The sequence below is a fragment of the Oscillibacter sp. genome (genome assembly GCF_031978065.1).
Lineage (GTDB): Bacteria > Bacillota > Clostridia > Oscillospirales > Oscillospiraceae > Oscillibacter.
This window is the reverse complement of the sequence record NZ_DALZCH010000008.1, coordinates 11673-28900: the sequence shown is the minus strand read 5'-3', so window position 1 is coordinate 28900 and position 17228 is coordinate 11673. Positions and strand designations below refer to the sequence as shown.

Sequence of the window (17228 nt, the reverse complement as noted above, 5' to 3'; positions counted from 1 at the left end):
CAAAATGTGGTATTATGCTTAAAGATATTATAAATAAGGAATGCACTCAATCTCACGGGGAGGCTGCACTTCAGATGGATTCGCCGGAGCCGACGAATCCAAAACGAAAATTCATAGCCGCTCTCGCCCGGAAGGCGCTATCGCAAGCGCCAGCGTGGGATTTCAAAATAGCGTTCCAGCCGGAAAGGCTCAATTCGGGCCAGAGTAACCCAATCTTGCAATAGTACGCGGAAGGGAGTTGTTTATGGGATCGTTTTATAGCGGACTGTTCAGTATCTTGCAGACGCACATTGTTGCTGTGTTGGGCGGATACTTTATCGGGGGACTTATCTTTGGGCTTGCCTGTCGGACAGTCGTAAAAAACAAAGGTCATTCAAACGATTCGTGTATCCGAAATGCAATCGGAGGATTTTTCCTTTGGTGGATATGGCTTATCGTTTGTGTCTGTAAGCCCGATGCAAGGCCCATACGATATTCGGGCGCTGATGTTGTCAGGCTTGATGGCACGTCGGACACGCGCTTCTGGGGAATGCTGTTATCCGGCGGCGCAATTCTTCTCATCGGCTGCGCGTTGCTTTTTAAGACGTGGTGGGGGCTTGCCGTGGCGGCAACGGGCCTTGTTTGGTGGATCACAATGTACGCAACCACAGGCAAATAGGCCGTGAAAAATCGCCCTAGAGCGGAATGAAATCGAAAGAAAATTCTTTTATGGGTTTTATGGACAATGCACGCAAAGAATCCTCCTATTCCGTGGCTTCCGGAAGTAATCTGCCCTAAGTTGTTTTTCAGGTGATACTTAAAGAAAAGTTTATTGGCATCGGCTCCGGCAATTTGACTGAGCTGGAACATGTAATTAACGCCCAAACAGCAAAGGGATATCGTCTGCACACCATTTCCACAGCATCGGGACAAAGCGGCGGCCTTCTTGACTGCGACCGCATTCAGGCCACCCTTGTATTCGAGCGCTTATAAATAAGAAAACCGCTGCGGCTTGAAGTCGCAGCGGTTTTTGTTGTAAGGAAGCTGTATGATTTACAAAAGCCGAGTCATATCAATAGCTTACAGGCAGTCAGCAAGAGGTTTTTTCGACGCTTTTTTAGCAGCCCTCGTTTTTTATTTCTCCATCTGCAAGCAATGTCGGAGGAATACATCACATCCTGCATAACCTTTTCCGCATCCTCTTTCGAAATCTCAATCTCAACATATTCCTCTGCAAAGTGCCCCACGTCGATTTCCATGTAGTATTTTCCATCTTTCAGAAAAATTTTTATACCACATTCATCAAAAATAACCACAACTTATATCCCCCTTTTATTTAATGGGTATCGTGGTAGTCCCCAGCTCCGTCTCAGTTCGTGGCCCTTATTTAACTATTTAAATTCACTGAACCCGCCTCATTTTTTCGCATTTCGTTTGGTGTGCAACAGAAGGTTTCCGCAAACTCCTTATAAAAATTTCCCTTGCTTTGATATCCCACTTCTTTGGCGATGTCATCAATCGTTTTTGTCGTATCAGTTAAATTGACTTAATATATTCATGGATAGACTGACCGGTCAATTGCTGAAACGCTCTTTGAAGCGTTTGTTTATTGATCTCGATTGGCTTTGCCAGATCTTCAATGACCGGAGGCTGGACAAAGGATTGGTTTAAGATTTGCAATGCCGACTTCGCCGCATCCCTCGCTTTGGTAGTTAGACTTGGCGTCCTTTTCAAGCCAAAGGAAAGCGTGTAATCTACCAGCAATCCGGCGGCTTCCAGAGCTTTCCCCTGCAAAAACAAGGAGAAAGCTTCCCCGCTCATCTCAGCGGACTTAATTTCTCTGCAAATATCAGCCAATAGAGGCAGTGACACATCCCTGTTGTTCACTGCATGTGCTGTGCGATTCCAGAAATTGTCCGAAAATACTGCTCCGGTGCCTTCAAGAAATTGATCTGTTATATAAATCGTGGATGCTTTTTGCACTTCACCGGAAGAAAATCGCTTATACCACGGTCGCGGAAGATTATTTACATAGCAGAAAACTCCGAACCGGGCCTCATTGCGCTCGGTTTTTTTCTGGTAATAGCTCAAAGCCATATCCTCAACAAACGTGATTTGAATGCTCTTTGCCTGATAATAATACCGCTCCATCAAATTCGCATGAAAAACAATATCTGTATCAATAAAACAACAAGCTTCTGGATTTCCCCATGCCTGAATATGCCCGGACACAACTTCGACCGGCGGCTCAAAGCAACTCCCATAGCGGATACCGGTTCGTTTCCATCCATACGCTTCATATTGACGCAGCATGTCTGATACGCTGTAAAAGCATTGCATATACACACCCCTTTTCGGGGTTCTGTTTCGGAATATATAGTTCTGTTTAGGACAATTAAATAAATATACTCACAAATAAATTCCCTGTGTTTTCAGTATAAATAAGCAAACATAAGATGTCAACAGTATCTATAAAGTCCTGCTTTCAAGGTCTTGAATCACACTTTGTTCAATGCTATGCTTTTTTGGTTAGATTTTGCTAACTCAAGAAAAGGAGGCATCTACATGAACAAAAAAAGCCTGTTTTATTTAGGCTCTTTGATATCGCCGCCAAAGGAAAAGGCAAGCTGTTACTTAGCTGTATCTTCATGTCCCTTGGCACGCTCTGCGGTATGATCCCCTACTTATCTGTTTATCATATCGCCCGGCTGCTGCTTCCGGCGGCAGGGCAAGGCGATCTCTCCGGCGGAATTTTACTGTGAAGCATTGCGGTTGCTATCAGTAGATTACTCAACACGGTTTTATCCTTTTTCGGAAGCTTTGGCGCACATAAAGTTGCTTTCCGTGTGCTGTACGGAATTCGCATCCGTGTAATGGAGCATATGGGGCGCTTGCCAATGGGGTTCTTCACGGAGCATACCAGCGGAAGCGTACAAAAGACCATGGATGACAGCATCGAAAAAATCGAGATATTCATTGCAAATCTGCTGCCCGATTTAATCGGCTCGGCATGCGCTGTCTTGGTGCTGCTGCTGGGGCTTGGCAGTCTGAATTTATGGCTGGCGTTGGTGGTTGTTGCCGCTGTCATCCTTGCGTGCGCCTTACAGCTTTCGGTGTGGGGCGGAAGCCGTGGTCAGGATATTCTGACCGGCCTTGCAACAGTATCGGGACAAATGACAGGAGCGTTTTCAGAATATGTCCGAGGCATTGCCGAGGTAAAGCTGTTTGGTCTGATGGGCACCATCACCAGAGGCCTCGGCGATACCATAAAGAAATACGGCAATTGGAAAATGATGCTCTACAAACGGGTGGCTCCGTTTCATAAGGGCTATAAAACGATGATACTTTCCCTGCTAGCCGTCGTGGTTCCGGTGGGGACATTTCTCATTTGGCAGAGTTCCGGAAACACGTCGGTTTTACTGTCGGTCATTATGGGGCTTATCTTGACGCTCGCTGATGGAGCTTGTCAATTATGGCACCCGCATGGGGGAAATCACCGTTGCGCTGCATAACATCGACGAAATCAATCGCATGGAGCCGGTGCCCGAACCGGTCAGCCCAAAGGTTCCGGAATCTTTCGAAGTCCAGTTCCATGACGTATCCTTTTCCTATCAGGATACCACCGATCCCTCTCATACGCTGGCACTAAGCCACATCAGCTTCACCGCGCCGCAAAAGCAAATGACCACTTTGGTAGGGCCGTCCGGCGGAGAGGCCCAGCGTTTAGCGATTGCACGATCCATTCTCAAAGATTCGCCCATCGTTATTTTCGATGAAGCATTGGCCTATTCCGACGCAGAGAACGAAAACCTGATTCTGCAGGCAATTGACAAGCTGATTGAGAATCGGACGGTAATCATTATCGCCCACCGACTGCCAATCATTTAAGGTGCGGATCAAATTCTGGTGCTCAGCGGGGGCGAGATTCAGGAAACCGGCACACATGACACCCTGATGCGGCGGGACACTTTGTATCAGGAACTTTGGACACTCCAAAACGAGGTGGACTTCTGGAGTATTAAAAAAGGCACCACCAATCGGGAAAGGAGCGAGGCCATATGAAACAGGTTCTAAAAAAGTTGACCTTTGGTCATCCAAAGCATTTGGCCCGCCCTGCGGTATGGCTTTTCTTTGAGGGTTTTTCCAATCTGTTTCCCGCGATCATTATTTATGTCATCATCAACATGATTGCGGGCGCCTTTGGGGTGCCAAACTCCCTGAACTTCCGCATGCTGTGGATTACATCAGGCATTTTAGGGGTTCTGACTCTCGCTCAGTTCGTGATCGGATACTTCGCTTACAGCAACAGCTTCCTGCCGTCAGCAGAACATACGGCGGAGAACCGTATTTCCTTTGTAAAAAAGCTGCGCCGCCTGCCCCTCGGGTTTTTCTCCAACAAGGAAAAGGGCGAGCTGATCAATAACTTTGCCGGAGATTTTTTAAGCATCCAGCAGGCCATGACCGGCAAGCTTTCGGGTCTTTTCAGCGTAGTCCTCTCCTGCGTGCTCACCTCAATTTTCATGTTCATTTTTAACTCTCTGATGGCGGCGGCATTCTATATCTCTCTGCCTGTCGCGGCAATCATTATAGCGGTGTCTATGAAAACATTGAATTGAAACGCCACCCACATTGCACTGGCACGAGATAAGACGGCAACCAATCTGGGTGAGTATTTGGGTGGTATAAAAACGCTGAAAAGCTATAACCAGACGGGAGAGGGCTTCGGAAAGTTGAAAACCGCATATCATCACCTGATGGAAACGTACATCAAAGTGGAAAGCGGCTCCGGTAGTTTAATGCGCCTGTGCACCTCTATCGTGCAGTTCGGTCTGCCCCTGATGTGTATGGGGGGCTACCTGCTGATGGGCGGTTCCCTCACAGCCATAGAATTTATCATCATCATTATTATCGGCACCAAGATATTGACTACTGTGATTACAGCGGTCAACAATATGATGATGCTACGAAATAACTATGTTTCGGCAAAAGACTGGATAGCACGATGCAGGCGCTGGAAATGTCTGGGACAGCAAACCGGGAGACGATCCTGAAATCCGCTTTGACCATGTGGGTTTTTCCTATACTGAGGGAGCAGAGAGGGTTTCGAGGGATGTCTCCTTTGCAATTCCCCGCGGCGGCTTAATCGCCATCGTAGGGCCTTCGGGCAGCGAAAAATCCACCATTCTGCGGCTGATTACGCGGTTTTGGGATGTGAGCGAAGGTGCAATTCTCATTGACGGAAAGCCCCTTTCCTCCCTGTCGCCGGAGCTGTTGCAGGAGACGGCATCCATGGTGTTGCAGGAAGTCTATCTGTTCAACGAAACCATCCGGGAGAATATCTTTTTCGGCAGAAAGGATGCCCGCGAGGAAGAGATGATAGAAGCCGCTAAAAAAGCAGGCTGCCACGATTTCATTATGGCGCTTCCCGACGGGTATAACACTATGGTAGGCGAAGGCGGCAGTACCCTGTCAGGCGGGGAAAAACAGCGGATATCTATTGCACGGGCGCTCCTCAAAAAAGCCCCCGTTCTTCTTTTGGATGAACCGACCGCCAGTTTGGACACCCGAAACGAAGCCCTTGTACAGCGGGCCATTAGCGAGCTTGTAAAAGATACCACGGTGATTATGATTGCCCATCGACTGAAAACAGTGCAAAACGCGGATCAAATCCTCGTGCTGGAGGATGGGCAGTTGAAGGAAGAAGGCACGCACCAGAGGCTTCTTTCACAAGAGGACTTGTATGCAAAGCTTTGGAATATGCAGCAAAAATCCCTGAACTGGAACTTTCACGGGAAAGCCTCTACCCCTATACCGGGTACAGCCCGATGAGGGAGGGCAGGAAAAGGCGCGCAATAAATATTTAAGGCTTAACAATTAGAAATTTTCTTTGATTCGTTCTGCCCCGCGGTAAGCACAACCGTGAAAGAAGTCCCTTTAATATTAAGGTTTTATTTAGGCCCATCCGAATTGATGCACGGAAAAGAACCTGCCATAGCGGCGCTTGATTCGCCACCGCCGCAGCTAAAGCTGCGGCGGTGTTTTTTCGAGCCGTTTTCCGCAGGCTGCAAGCAAAGCTAAACTGGTACGCTTTGGGTTCAGGCCCAATTCTCAAACCAATCCTCGTGGAAAAAATTAAAAATTTGGCCGCCTCTCCCCCAGCGTGTTTTCCGGCAACAACAATGCCTCTCCACAGGCATATCACGTCCGGATTGATTCTCTTTCAGTTCGTGTAGCGTGTGAGCCAGATTCCGAAAATATTGTAGCTGCAAAAGCGTCATAGCACACCTCCACAACCACTTTGTTTTGTCTATTGTTATATTAAAATAGTCCATTACCGGGCCGTCGTCAAGTTTATTCATTTTCAATAAGGACCCTCCATTTCTTCAGATACAAATAATAGAGTTTTCTCTATCCATTTGATTCAAATGAAGTATTAGACAAACAATTGGACAAAACATACAATACTTTCAGAAAGTTGAACTGCATTCAGTCAATATGTCAAATGCAGAAAGATGAGGAGTGTTTTTATGCCGAAAGAAGTAACGGAAGAGCAGATTCAGATGATTGAAGAGTTGATTTCCCGTGCCCAGAAGGCAGCGGCAATCATCGAGACCTATGACCAAGAGCGCGTGGATTCTCTTTGCCGCGCAGTCACAGCGGCGCTGTATGATGCAAAAGTCTGGGCGCCCCTGTGCGACGAAGCAGTGGATGAAACACAACTGGGCGATAAGGTAACCAAGCGTAATAAGCGCAATAAGCTCAAGCTGATCCTGCGGGACTGTCTGCGGAGCAGGAGCGTCGGCATCATTGAGGAGATTCCAGAAAAGGGTCTTGTCAAGTATGCAAAGCCCGTGGGTGTGATCGCCTCTCTGGTTCCCACCACGAATCCCTGCCTGACGCCTGCCGGGCAGGCGATTTACGCCATCAAGGCGAGAGACGTCATGATTTGCAGCCCCCATCCCCGGGCCAAGATCGTAACCAACAAGTGCGTCAACATTATTCGGGAAGCACTGGTGCGGGAGGGTGCGCCTGCCGATATCATCCAAGGCATTCAGGAGCCTTCCATTGCGCTGACGCAGGAGCTGATGAAACGCTGCAATCTGGTCATCGCTACCGGCGGCCGGCCCATGGTTAAATCCGCTTACAGTTCCGGCACTCCCGCCTACGGCTCCGGCGCAGGCAACGCCACTGTGATTATTGACGACACGGCCAATACCGCAGAGCGGCGCAAAGAAGCGGCGGAGAACACTCGTATTTCCAAAACCTCCGACTTTGGTTCCGGTTGCTCCTGCGACGGAAATCTGGTGATCCACGCCTCGATCTACGATGAGATGATAGAGGCTTTGAAGGCCGAAGGCGGTTATCTTGCCAATGAAGAGCAGGCCGAACGTCTGAAAAACGTCATGTGGGATGACGCAGGGCATCGTCTGCCCGACACTGTGGCCATCAGCCCTCAGGCTTTGGCGCAGGCCGCAGGCATTGAAATTCCCGACAGCACCAAGTTCATCATGGTCACCGGCGGCAGCATGGCGCAGGTGGGCAAGAAGCACTTCTTCTCCTCTGAAAAGCTGACCACTCTGCTGGCCCTGTTCAAGTATGACGGCGAGTTTGAAAACGCACTGGATATGATGCGTGCACTCTTTGAGGTTGGCGGCAAGGGCCACTCCTGCGGCATCTATTCTTGGAACGATGAGCACATCCATCGTCTCGGTCTGGCTGCGCCTGTCTCTCGCATTATGGTTCGTCAGCCCAACAACAAGGGCAATGCGGGCTCTGCAACCAACGGTATGCCTCCCACGTCCTCTATGGGCTGCGGCACTTGGGGCGGAAACATTGTCTCCGAAAATATTGCCCTGAAGCATTACATGAATACCACCTGGGTTGCCCATCCCATCCCCGAAGACATGCCTTCTCTTCAAGAGCTGTTCGGGCCCTTCTATAAGGACGGGATGGATCAGGAGTAATTTCACCAATGCCGACTCCAACCGGCATTTGCACCGCCTGAAGCTCTAGCGGGCAGAAGGCTGCATTTTTCGGGTATTTTAAAAAAAGGTAGGCTAATGCGCAATGAACGAATTTCGCTACTTTATGCCCACTGAGGTCTTCTTCGGTCAGGGCATTGTCAAAGAGAAGAAAGATCTGTTCCTCAGTCTGGGTAAGCGGGCCTATATTATTACTTACACACTTCCCGGACGGCACTACGCCTTGGAGGATGTGACGGCGGTTCTGGATGAAAGCCGGATTCTCTATCAAATAGAGACCGGCATTGAAGAAAATCCCTCCACCGAGACAGCAGAACGGGTGGCCGCTTCCGTGCGTGAGTTTGCCCCCGATTTTCTCATTGCCATCGGCGGCGGTTCCCCCATCGACGCCTCTAAGGCCATTGGTGTTCTTTTAAAAAACCCAAATAACTCCGGACTTGATCTATACAGTGATTCAACGCTGGAATCCCTGCCCATCATTGCCATTCCCACCACCGCAGGAACAGGTGCGGAAGTGACGCACTTCTCTGTCCTCACCCGCAGCGACAAGGATACCAAGCAGGCCATCGCACCGCGCATTTTCCCCCGATATGCTCTGCTGGACGCAACGTATCTCATGGAAATGCCTCTGCGTCTGAGCTGCTCCACCTCCATCGACGCGCTGTGTCACTGTTTGGAATCCTACATCTCCACCGCCGGAAGCGAGCTTTCCAGAGCCATTTGCGAAATCGGCTTTACTTATTTCTCTCACTGTGTGGAACCCATGCGAACCGTTTTGAACGATTCTGCCTGCGCGCAGAGCAAAACACCATACACCTATGAAATCCGCGAAAAGCACATGATGGTATCCTTAATCGGAGGCATTGCCAACACCCAGACCGGCACCTGCCTGCCCCACGGAATGAGCTACGCCTTGACCCACCACAAGCATATCCCTCACGGGCTGGCCTGTGGACTGCTGATCGCGGAATATCTGAAAATCTTTAAACAGCCGGAAAACATCGCCTGTGTTGATCGCGCGATTCATCTGTGCGGCTTCCAAGATCTGAACGATTTTTCGGAATTTATGGACAGTATGCTTCTGTTGGACGCAAATATCACCCCGACTCCCGAAGAAATTGAGGCCTATGCGGAGGAATTTGCCGGGCAGAAGCACCGCTTTGTCCGTCATCCTGAACCTGCGGGTAAGGCGGAAGTTTTACAGATTTATACCAATAGCTTGCTAAAGAAAAAGCACTGATTGTGCGCGATTCATCCTCGCACCGGGAATACAAACGTGTTGGGAGTCCCGGATCCCCACCAGAAAATAAAAAAATGGTAGGAGAATATTCTATGACCTTTAGTAGCCTGTTCAACGATCTGATTACGCTGTTCGCGTTTCTTTTGATCGGGTTTGTCATTCGTGAGATCGTTAAACCGCTCCAGAAGCTTTACATTCCGGCATCCATCATCGGCGGAGTTGTGGCACTGATCGTCGGCCCTCAGGTGCTGAACCTGGTGGAAATTCCCGCCTCCTTCGGCTCCATGGCCTCTGTGATGATCATGCTGGTGCTGACTTGTTCGGTGATCGGCGTGGACATGGACAAATCCAAGGCAAGCGCATACTTCACCCACCTGTGCATCATGGTATCCGTCTACGGTATGCAAATGTTTCTAGGCTGCGGCATCGGGGCTTTTATGGAAAAAGCCTGGCCTGCCCTGCCCTTCGGCTGGGGTTCTGAGGCGGTATTTTCCTTCTGGGGTGGCCACGGTACCGCCGCCAGCGCCGGCGCGGCCTGGGAGGAATACAGCGTTCTTGGCAACACCTCGGTTGGTATGATTATGTCCACTCTGGGCGTGATTTCCTGCTTCGTGTTCGGCATGATCATGATCAATGTGGGAGTCCGCAAAGGATGGGCCACACAGGCGTCCAACGACTTCAAAAGCAACCCCAGCTTCTTCGGTGGCCTGCTGTCCGAGGACAAGCGGACCCCCATCGGAGTTGCGAGAGTCCCCAGTACCGGAATCGACAACTTTTCTTTCCAGCTTGCCATCGTCCTGTCCTGCATGGCCTTCGGCAACTGGTTCATGGGCCTGTTCAAAACCGCCATCGCCAATGTCCCCTATCTCAGCGCGCTGTCTCAGCTCCCCTCCCTGATCAACGGCATCTTGGCTGGTATGCTGGTGTGGAACGTGGTCAAGCGTACCAAACTAAAGGGGTTTGTGGACCGCAAGACCATTAACTCCATCTCCGGACTGGGTCTGGAAATCACCATTGTATCAGCTGTGGCCACCATGGATCTGAAGCTGATTTCTGTGCTGATTGTCCCCATCCTGCTGCTCAGCGCCATCATCATCGCGCTGACTGCCGTGTTCTGTCTGGTGTTGTGCAAAATGTGGCATCGAACCAACTGGTTTGAGAAGTGCTGCGGCTCCTTCGGCGCTGCCACTGGCTCGGTGCCTACCGGTCTGGCTCTGATCCGCTGCGTGGACCCCGATGGCAAAACCGACGCGGCCGACACTCTGGCCATCGGCAACTCTCTGTGGGCTCCCGTCTACGGCTCAATGCCCGCTTTGCTGCCGCTGTTCGCAGTGACCATCGGAATGTTTGTCCCAATCTGGCTGGGTTTCGCCTTCATGGTGGTTCCCTTGGTCATCGGGTTTATCTTTTTCCGTAAAAAATAACGTCTACATTACTGTGGGCGGCCCGCATTGGGCCGCCCCGGTCAATTATTTTCAGGAGGCTTTTTATGTCTATGGATCTTGTCAAGGCAATTACCCTATGTGAAGTTGGCCCCAGAGACGGCCTGCAAAATGAAAAGAAACTGTTGACCGCCGAGGAAAAGCTGGCGCTGATTGAGGGATCGACAGATGCCGGTCTTCCGGTCATTGAGGTCGGCTCTTTTGTCAGCCCAAAGGCAGTCCCTCAGATGGCCGACACAGACGAGGTATTCCGGAAGCTGCGGCGAAAGGATGGCGTGGAGTACCGCGCCCTGATTGCCAATCTGAAAGGAGTCGAACGGGCGGTTGCCTGCGGATGCAAAAAAGTAAAGCTCAACGTTTCTGCCAGCAAGGCCCATAATTTGGCAAACTTAAACCGGACACCGGCGGAGTCGGTGGCTGGTTTCCGTGCCTGTGTGGACGCTGCCCGTGACGCCCAAATTGCCATCTCCGGCTCAATCTCCATGGCGTTCGGCTCTCCGTGGGATCGGGAGATCTCTTTAAAGGACGTGCAGGAAATCGTGGACGCTTATCTGGCTGTTGGAATCACGGAAATCTCTCTGTCGGATGCCTCCGGCCAAGCGTACCCCACGCAAGTATACGATATCTGCGCAGAGATGAGACGGGCATATCCTCATGTGACATGGTGGCTGCATTTTCACAACACACGGGGGCTGGGAATTGCCAACATCTTGGCAGGGATGCAAGCTGGCTTCACTCGGTTTGACACCGCCTTTGCAGGCGTTGGCGGCTGTCCATTTGTACCCGGTGCAGCCGGAAACGTGTCTACCGAGGACGTCCTTCATATGTGTGACGAGATGGGCGTTACCACTGGCGTAAATTTGGACGCTGCCATGGAAGTCAGCCGCCATCTTGTGGAAATTTTGGCGCACAGCACTGATAGTTATTTGCTGCGGGCGGGTAAGTCCAAGGACCTCATCCGGGAACTGCCCACCGGACAGCTCAAACGTCAGTGACTTTGGTTTGAATCCCTGTCTTCTATTTTAAATCAACGCAGACTGCCTGCAATGCCAATGGTCTTGTACTGAAGGCAAGCCCGACGGCCTTTGCATGAGCCGTTTGCGGATTCAGGCTTACCCAACTGAAACAGAGCGGATTTCACGGATTAGGAATCAGCGCATAGCCTTCCTCAAGACGATTCAGCAGCCATTCAGAATAGAAGGCAGGAATATCCGTGCCGCGGCTTGCGCTGATAATCATGGGGTTTGTTCCTTGTCGGCTGCGGCTTCCCTGTATTCGTTCGGCGAAACACCGGCTACTTTTCCAAACTGCGTATAAAAAGCGGAAAGGCTTTCAAACCCGCTTTGCAGTGCAATCTGCAATATATTGTCCTTTGTATCCATGAGCAACTCTTTAGCACGGGATATACGCAGCTCGTTTAAATATTCTGTCGGAGTCTTCCCATATTGCATCTGAAATATCTGGGTAATTCTGTTTCTGCTAAGGCCAAGTTTCTTCAATTCCTCTTTTAAGTGAATATGATCTGAAAAGAACTGCTGATAAGTCAATTTAATTTCTTCTGCCGCTTCCTTCTGTGGATGAAATTCCAATAAATCAGGGCGGCACCGCTTGCAGGGACGCAGGCCATACTTGCGCGCCTGTTCTGCCGTATCAAAGAAAATAACATGTTCCCGCTTGGGACTTTTCGATTTACAGGATGGGCGGCAGAAAACCCCTGTTGTTTTTACGCCATAGAAAAATTGTCCGTCGTAAGCGGCATCGCAGGACAGTGCCGCCTTCCATTTTTCCTCTTCCGTCATCTGCTTCCACTCCCTTCACGGCTTCCGTTTCATCGCACGGATTTTCTTCTTTGTTTCCTTGTCCACCTTTAAGGACTCTGTGATTTTCTGCAACGCCTTGTTGTAGGTAAAGTCATCTAAGCTATTTTGATTCAGATATCCCAAGGTACGCTCGGGGAACCGAACATAGCAAATAGAGATTGCCCATGCAACTGCCATTTTTACATAATAACCGTCATGACGTACCTTGTCCATGCTGTCTAAAACCTTATCGATGTGTGTTTCATAGATATAATAAAAAAGCAGCATGACGACAGCAAAGCGAATGTGAAACTCCTGCTCTGACTTTAGGTATGGATTTATAAAACCCCATATCTGTTCCTGTGCTTCTTTTGTGAATTTGAGCCCTGCACAAAAACTGTCGCACACCGACCAATTGTCAATTTTGGGGACAAAATTCTGCATATGTAAAAGTCGTTCTTCCACCGAACAATTTACACAGCCGATTACCATGCCCTGCAACATGATTTCCTCAAAGGAATCCTCCCGCGCCGTTTGCAGATACTCTCTCCAATCCGACTGCGCAAGCTGTTTTGACAGCTTCCGAAGGAGGGGAAGACGCACACCCAGAACATACCTGGTACCGGGAAGTAATCCGGAAGAAAAAACACGGTATTCTTCTTCTGCCAGTACTTCTATCTGCTGTCTGATTTTTTCCTGCATTCATTTCCTCCGTCTTATTTATGCTTTTACATCTTACAAACAATTCATAGAATTTTCTATGTTATTTGAAACGCTTTTCCCCAGCAAAAGTGCGGCCGTTTCAGTTCCCCTATAAAAAGGAAAGCTTCCACAGATAAATGGAAGCTACTGAGCCATAAGGCGAGTATCGACTTTTACACACGTCGAATTGGCGCTTTGTCAGCTTCGGAAAGCCATATAACTTTTCCATCCTTCTTCGTATGGCAATATCCCCCCAGCTAACAACATTCGGGCATTCCATGCAATTGATCAGAAGCATTTCCGCTGTCCAACGACCAATCTCCTTCAAAGCAGTCAATTGGAGAATGACTTCCTCATCGGGCAGTTCCCGCAGGTTCTCCAGAGAAATTCTGCCTTGCAGTATCCCTTCCGAAAGTTCGGAAATTACCACTGCCTTTTTCATGGTCATCCCGAAGCGCTGAATGTCATCTGCTGAAACAGCGGAGAGGTTTTCCATTTCCTCTTTGCCACAGTCAAAGAGCTTTGTTTCAACCGTCAGCATGTGTCCGTTCCATTTTCAGCAGCTTTTCCTTGATGTCCAGACCGGCTGCATAACCTACCAGCCTTCCATCCGCTCCCACAACTCTGTGGCAGGGCGTCATAATCAAGATAGGATTCTTATTGTTTACCATCCCCACGGCACGGGAAGCACTTGGCTTTCCGATCATTTCCGCAACCTGTTTATAGCTGCGTGTTTGTCCATAGGGAATCCGGCGCAAGGCATCCCAGATTGTTTTCTGAAAGACTGTCCCTTTTGCGGCAAGCGGAAGGTCAAAGTCCGCACGATTGCCTGACAGGTACTCTGCAAGCTGCTTTTCCGCCTTTTCAAGCAAAGGTGTCTTTTCTCCGCAGTCGCTCTTTTGTGTGTCCGTTTCAAAAAGCAGCTCTGTAATAGCCCCATCTGTTTCGGTTATTCCAATCAGCCCCAATGAGGTCTGCATATAGGCTGTATATTTCATAGGGTTTCGCCTCCTTTTGGTGGCTTTAATATACCCCATATTCTTATCTTTGTCTTCCGATTTTGCACCATTCAATTTTTATGAATTTAAGTATTCTAAGGTTGTTTGATTTCATCAAACCAAACACCCCGCAAAATTTGAATACCTTCGCGTATTTTTACTTTATCCAAAAGACTGTATCCCATAAAAATCAGATTGGACGGGCAGTCCTCTGGATGATTCCAAAATGGTTCTACGGAATATACCCGAACCCCCGCTTCTTCTGCCTTGTTCATGAGTCGTTCGATATTCGTGCCACCCGAAAATTCCAGAATGAAATGCAATCTGGCTCCTTGTCCATGAAGCACAACCTGACTGCCGAACTGTTCTGCACATTCCTGCACAAACACATCGTGACGCCTGCGATATGTGGCGCACATTTTACGGACGTGCTGTACATATTCACCGCCAGCCATGACCGCTATCTGCGTATGTATCACGGATAAGACAGTCTGTGTCAAACTGCTTTATGTGTATGAACAATAAAGCCGCAGATGCCAATTAATTCTGACATCTGCGGCTAATTCAATTTTGCAGCAGCATCTATTTAAAAAGAGGCTACTGTACACTCACAACGCTTAGATTTGCTGCAACACCATTACCAAATTGAACCGTACCTCCCGCGATACTGACAACAACCACTGAAATAATATCACCAGCCGCTAGTGATGCCAAAGAGCTGAGGGAAAAAGCAATATACTCACTACCTAGTGGTACACCGGTTATAAGGGAGGGCAACGCCGTTCCATTTCTTGTTACATGCAATGAAAAATCAAAGGAGCCGGTAGAAGCGCGCGCTAAGAAGTAGCAACTTATCGAATAAACTCCATCTTCCGCAATGGTAATACCGTTCGCACCCAAAGACACATTATTACTCGGCATATTTACGGATAGTGGCATTGTTGTGGCTACCGATGGATTAAGGGTTAGCGTCGCATCTGTATCGTTGTATAAGCCACCAAAAGAAGATGCACCAGCGGGGCCAGTGGGCCCTTCTTCGCCATCTGCGCCGGTCGGGCCAGCGGGCCCTACTGAACCAGTTAATTAAGGAAAACTGCAAAAGCCCTTATTCTATACAGGATAAGGAGATACCAAAATAAAATATGAGCTATCACATTACACAGAATACCGCCTAATTGGACAAGATAGGCGGTATTTCTGTGTCTGGATAGCGGAACTTCGGGTCAACTTGGCCCGAAGTGGAAAGGAGGGATTGCAAATATCCCGTGGGGCTTGATTAAAAATCAGGCCCTTTTTTCATGCCATAAAACAGACAAGGAGGAAAAACGAATGGCAAAAAATGAGCCAAATAAGCCGAACGACGTAAAAACCACCCCGGCACAGGAAACTACGGCAGAAGAAAAAAGCACTCCCGCACCCATGTCGGAGATTGGCGGCGAAGCTCCTACCCCGGAAAAGACTGCCGAAAAAGCGGAGTCAACCGTCCATGAGGATAAAGCGGCCCTGCATGAAATCAGTGACGATGGTTTGGAGCCGCCCACGCCTTTTGACATTCCCGCCCCCGGTGATGTGGTGGTTTCCTTTGACAAAATCAATGAGATTGTTTCGGGGAAACAAGCGGCAGTAAAGGAAGCGGAACAGGCCACCCCCGCAAAACAGGGAGCGGAAAAATCAGGTTCCGCCGATAAAAAAGCAGAGCAAGAGAAGCCCGGCCCGGATAAGGGAAAGGAAAACGAGCCGAAAACGGCTGACAGCAAGCCCAAATCCCACCAGCCGAAAGCCACCGAAAAAGCAGACAAGAAGCCTTCCCGTCCTGCCAAACAGGAAAAACCGCAGAAATCTGAAAAATCCGCCAAGCAAAAGCAATCGGTGGGAATCGGCGGCGGTTCTGTTTCAGGAAAATCCACAGAACAGCCCAAGCAGGAAACGCCGCCCCCGGCCTCTGTTCAACCGCCCGAACCGAGGGAGGCCCCCCGCTCCGATGAAAAGGAACAGATTGTATATATCAGTCTTTCCGAACTTCACCCATTCAAAGGCCACCCTTTCCAAGTCCGCAAAGACGAGGAAATGGCGGCAATGGTGGAAAGCGTCAAGGACAAAGGCGTAACGCAAGCCGCTATTGTCCGCCCCCGTGAAGATGGCGGCTATGAAATCGTATCGGGCCACCGCCGCCAGATGGCAAGCGAACTCGCCGGGTTTACCAATATGCCCTGCATTGTCCGCAACCTGACAGACGAACAGGCCATTACGCAGATGGTGGAGGACAATACCACCCAACGTGAAGCCATTTTGCCCAGTGAACGGGCTAAAGCCCTGCAAATGCAGTTGGAAGCCATTAAGAAGCAGGGCGCACGAACCGGTAACGGACAGCGTTCCAATGAGGTTGTGGCCGAACGCAACAAAATGACGGTGAAGCAGGTTCAGCGGTATATCAAGCTCAATGAGCTTGTACCCGACCTAATAAAAATGGTGGACGAAAAGAAAATAGCGTTCACCCCCGCCGTGGAGCTTGCGTTCATTGCACCCAAAAATCAGCGGTATATCGCCGTTGCCATTGAGGGCCAGCAGTCGGCCCCCTCACTGTCACAGGCACAGCGTATGCACGAGCTTGACGGTAAAAAGCTGTTAAACCCGGATGTTATTGACGGTATTATGCTCGAAGAAAAAAAGGAGGTAGACAAAGTGATTTTATCCAGCCAAGAACTCGGACAGTATTTCGGGAAAGAAAAGACACCAAGGGAAATGAAAGACACCATTATGAAGCTGCTTGAGGAAAACAAGGATAAGCTGAAAGACATTTCGGCCCCGGAAAAGAAAGCCGAGCAGGAGAAATAACCCACTTCGGGCCAAGTTGACCCGAAGTTTTCTTTTGCGGGGCGTTGCCCCGCACCCCAAAGCTCTAAGGATATAATATATTCCCCGTCGCCATATATCAGGTAGCATATCCGGGAAAATCCGTCAAGAGCCTGCCGCCGTAGGCGGTGCTTCGCACTCTTGACGGATTTCTCCCGGATATGCTTTAAGCCAGTCAAGCGACGGGGATATATATTCCTTTGAGCCGCTCCCTTTCCAAAGCATGGAAAGGG

At 49.5% G+C, this 17228-nt stretch carries 19 protein-coding genes and 1 pseudogene; 10 read left to right on the top strand and 10 right to left on the bottom strand.

Annotation, left to right across the window (positions count from 1 at the left end):
* Positions 1–369 precede the first annotated feature (369 nt).
* From RTK01_RS02300 to RTK01_RS02290, 4 genes are all read right to left on the bottom strand, one after another.
* The gene (locus tag RTK01_RS02300) at positions 370–849 is read right to left on the bottom strand and encodes a hypothetical protein (protein WP_312279421.1); all 480 of its coding nucleotides are present in this window, start codon (positions 847–849) and stop codon (positions 370–372) included.
* 197 nt (positions 850–1046) lie between these two features.
* Positions 1047–1295 (bottom strand): hypothetical protein, encoded by a 249-nt coding sequence (locus tag RTK01_RS02295; protein WP_312279420.1) that lies wholly within the window; start codon positions 1293–1295, stop codon positions 1047–1049.
* 71 nt (positions 1296–1366) lie between these two features.
* The gene (locus RTK01_RS16795) at positions 1367–1498 is read right to left on the bottom strand and encodes a hypothetical protein (protein ID WP_397352173.1); all 132 of its coding nucleotides are present in this window, start codon (positions 1496–1498) and stop codon (positions 1367–1369) included.
* Positions 1499–1515: 17 nt separating this feature from the next.
* Positions 1516–2319: a hypothetical protein gene (locus RTK01_RS02290; RefSeq protein WP_312279419.1), complete on the bottom strand. Its 804-nt coding sequence runs from the start codon at positions 2317–2319 to the stop codon at positions 1516–1518.
* A gap of 425 nt (positions 2320–2744) precedes the next feature.
* On the opposite strand from RTK01_RS02290, the gene RTK01_RS02285 reads away from it, so the two are divergent.
* The 9 genes from RTK01_RS02285 to RTK01_RS02245 all read left to right on the top strand — a co-directional run bounded on the left by RTK01_RS02285 (position 2745) and on the right by RTK01_RS02245 (position 11638).
* Positions 2745–3491 carry an ABC transporter transmembrane domain-containing protein gene (locus RTK01_RS02285; protein WP_312279446.1) on the top strand — a complete coding sequence of 249 codons (747 nt, stop codon included), beginning with the start codon at positions 2745–2747 and terminating at the stop codon, positions 3489–3491.
* On the top strand, positions 3436–3867 hold the full coding sequence (locus tag RTK01_RS02280; RefSeq protein WP_312279418.1) for an ATP-binding cassette domain-containing protein: 432 nt from the start codon (positions 3436–3438) through the stop codon (positions 3865–3867). Before RTK01_RS02285 ends, RTK01_RS02280 begins: the two co-directional genes overlap by 56 nt.
* A gap of 170 nt (positions 3868–4037) precedes the next feature.
* On the top strand, positions 4038–4595 hold the full coding sequence (locus tag RTK01_RS02275; protein ID WP_312279417.1) for an ABC transporter transmembrane domain-containing protein: 558 nt from the start codon (positions 4038–4040) through the stop codon (positions 4593–4595).
* A 57-nt stretch (positions 4596–4652) separates the two neighbouring features.
* A complete protein-coding gene (locus tag RTK01_RS02270; protein WP_312279416.1) occupies positions 4653–5030 on the top strand; it encodes a hypothetical protein in 378 nt (125 codons plus the stop codon).
* Positions 5031–5046: 16 nt separating this feature from the next.
* Positions 5047–5808 carry an ATP-binding cassette domain-containing protein gene (locus RTK01_RS02265; RefSeq protein WP_312279415.1) on the top strand — a complete coding sequence of 254 codons (762 nt, stop codon included), beginning with the start codon at positions 5047–5049 and terminating at the stop codon, positions 5806–5808.
* Positions 5809–6506: 698 nt separating this feature from the next.
* Positions 6507–7943 carry an aldehyde dehydrogenase family protein gene (locus tag RTK01_RS02260; RefSeq protein ID WP_312279414.1) on the top strand — a complete coding sequence of 479 codons (1437 nt, stop codon included), beginning with the start codon at positions 6507–6509 and terminating at the stop codon, positions 7941–7943.
* A gap of 103 nt (positions 7944–8046) precedes the next feature.
* Positions 8047–9201, top strand: coding sequence for an iron-containing alcohol dehydrogenase (locus RTK01_RS02255; protein WP_312279413.1), 1155 nt, complete (start codon positions 8047–8049; stop codon positions 9199–9201).
* Between the two features lie 92 nt (positions 9202–9293).
* On the top strand, positions 9294–10625 hold the full coding sequence (locus RTK01_RS02250; RefSeq protein WP_312279412.1) for a sodium/glutamate symporter: 1332 nt from the start codon (positions 9294–9296) through the stop codon (positions 10623–10625).
* A gap of 65 nt (positions 10626–10690) precedes the next feature.
* The gene (locus RTK01_RS02245) at positions 10691–11638 is read left to right on the top strand and encodes a hydroxymethylglutaryl-CoA lyase (RefSeq protein ID WP_312279411.1); all 948 of its coding nucleotides are present in this window, start codon (positions 10691–10693) and stop codon (positions 11636–11638) included.
* Between the two features lie 145 nt (positions 11639–11783).
* Here the strand turns inward: RTK01_RS02245 and RTK01_RS02240 are convergent.
* The 6 genes and pseudogenes from RTK01_RS02240 to RTK01_RS02215 all read right to left on the bottom strand — a co-directional run.
* A pseudogene (locus RTK01_RS02240) lies at positions 11784–11882 on the bottom strand (DUF1848 family protein); the annotation flags it as partial.
* Positions 11879–12442 carry an Ada metal-binding domain-containing protein gene (locus tag RTK01_RS02235; protein ID WP_312279410.1) on the bottom strand — a complete coding sequence of 188 codons (564 nt, stop codon included), beginning with the start codon at positions 12440–12442 and terminating at the stop codon, positions 11879–11881. The gene RTK01_RS02235 and the pseudogene RTK01_RS02240, both read right to left, overlap by 4 nt.
* 15 nt (positions 12443–12457) lie before the next feature.
* Positions 12458–13144 (bottom strand): DNA alkylation repair protein, encoded by a 687-nt coding sequence (locus RTK01_RS02230; RefSeq protein WP_312279409.1) that lies wholly within the window; start codon positions 13142–13144, stop codon positions 12458–12460.
* A 109-nt stretch (positions 13145–13253) separates the two neighbouring features.
* A complete protein-coding gene (locus RTK01_RS02225; protein ID WP_312279408.1) occupies positions 13254–13685 on the bottom strand; it encodes a hypothetical protein in 432 nt (143 codons plus the stop codon).
* A complete protein-coding gene (locus RTK01_RS02220) occupies positions 13672–14142 on the bottom strand; it encodes a methylated-DNA--[protein]-cysteine S-methyltransferase (protein ID WP_312279407.1) in 471 nt (156 codons plus the stop codon). The genes RTK01_RS02225 and RTK01_RS02220 overlap by 14 nt, the downstream gene beginning before the upstream one ends.
* Before the next feature lie 95 nt (positions 14143–14237).
* Entirely contained in the window at positions 14238–14597 is a 360-nt protein-coding gene (locus RTK01_RS02215) for a hypothetical protein (protein WP_312279406.1), read from the bottom strand.
* A gap of 874 nt (positions 14598–15471) precedes the next feature.
* Here RTK01_RS02215 and RTK01_RS02210 point away from each other — a divergent pair.
* A complete protein-coding gene (locus tag RTK01_RS02210) occupies positions 15472–16977 on the top strand; it encodes a ParB/RepB/Spo0J family partition protein (protein WP_312279405.1) in 1506 nt (501 codons plus the stop codon).
* Positions 16978–17228: the final 251 nt, after the last annotated feature.

Bases quoted from the DNA above. Each gene is read 5' to 3' on its own strand.
- RTK01_RS02245 (WP_312279411.1), top strand. From the start codon at position 10,691: ATGTCTATGGATCTTGTCAAGGCAATTACCCTATGTGAAGTTGGCCCC.
- RTK01_RS02275 (WP_312279417.1), top strand. From the start codon at position 4,038: ATGAAACAGGTTCTAAAAAAGTTGACCTTTGGTCATCCAAAGCATTTG.
- RTK01_RS02260 (WP_312279414.1), top strand. From the start codon at position 6,507: ATGCCGAAAGAAGTAACGGAAGAGCAGATTCAGATGATTGAAGAGTTG.
- RTK01_RS02290 (WP_312279419.1), bottom strand. From the start codon at position 2,319: ATGCAATGCTTTTACAGCGTATCAGACATGCTGCGTCAATATGAAGCG.
- RTK01_RS02230 (WP_312279409.1), bottom strand. From the start codon at position 13,144: ATGCAGGAAAAAATCAGACAGCAGATAGAAGTACTGGCAGAAGAAGAA.
- RTK01_RS02225 (WP_312279408.1), bottom strand. From the start codon at position 13,685: ATGCTGACGGTTGAAACAAAGCTCTTTGACTGTGGCAAAGAGGAAATG.
- RTK01_RS02280 (WP_312279418.1), top strand. From the start codon at position 3,436: ATGGAGCTTGTCAATTATGGCACCCGCATGGGGGAAATCACCGTTGCG.
- RTK01_RS02215 (WP_312279406.1), bottom strand. From the start codon at position 14,597: ATGGCTGGCGGTGAATATGTACAGCACGTCCGTAAAATGTGCGCCACA.
- RTK01_RS02235 (WP_312279410.1), bottom strand. From the start codon at position 12,442: ATGACGGAAGAGGAAAAATGGAAGGCGGCACTGTCCTGCGATGCCGCT.
- RTK01_RS02250 (WP_312279412.1), top strand. From the start codon at position 9,294: ATGACCTTTAGTAGCCTGTTCAACGATCTGATTACGCTGTTCGCGTTT.
- RTK01_RS02220 (WP_312279407.1), bottom strand. From the start codon at position 14,142: ATGAAATATACAGCCTATATGCAGACCTCATTGGGGCTGATTGGAATA.
- RTK01_RS02255 (WP_312279413.1), top strand. From the start codon at position 8,047: ATGAACGAATTTCGCTACTTTATGCCCACTGAGGTCTTCTTCGGTCAG.
- RTK01_RS02210 (WP_312279405.1), top strand. From the start codon at position 15,472: ATGGCAAAAAATGAGCCAAATAAGCCGAACGACGTAAAAACCACCCCG.
- RTK01_RS02300 (WP_312279421.1), bottom strand. From the start codon at position 849: ATGTTCCAGCTCAGTCAAATTGCCGGAGCCGATGCCAATAAACTTTTC.